The organism is Pleomorphochaeta sp. DL1XJH-081, assembly GCF_049310885.1.
Classification (GTDB): domain Bacteria; phylum Spirochaetota; class Spirochaetia; order Sphaerochaetales; family Sphaerochaetaceae; genus CAYZJV01.
Map to the genome: position 1 here is coordinate 1 of NZ_JBMDYO010000047.1, position 289 is coordinate 289.

The 289-nt window shown below is 50.2% G+C and carries 1 pseudogene; it reads left to right on the forward strand.

The window, feature by feature from the left end:
• Positions 1 to 89: 89 nt before the first annotated feature.
• Positions 90 to 289: pseudogene (locus ACODJP_RS13850) on the forward strand (hypothetical protein); the annotation flags it as partial.

Sequence of the window (289 nt, forward strand, 5' to 3'; positions counted from 1 at the left end):
GAAAGGTTAACGAACGTAGGCCTGATGCGGCGCATTAGCATCGCATCAGGCAATCAATAATGTCAGATATGAAAAGCGGAAACATATCGATGAAAGCGATCTTAATCCCATTTTTATCTCTTCTGATTCCGTTAACCCCGCAATCTGCATTCGCTCAGAGTGAGCCGGAGCTGAAGCTGGAAAGTGTGGTGATTGTCAGTCGTCATGGTGTGCGTGCTCCAACCAAGGCCACGCAACTGATGCAGGATGTCACCCCAGACGCATGGCCAACCTGGCCGGTAAAACTGGG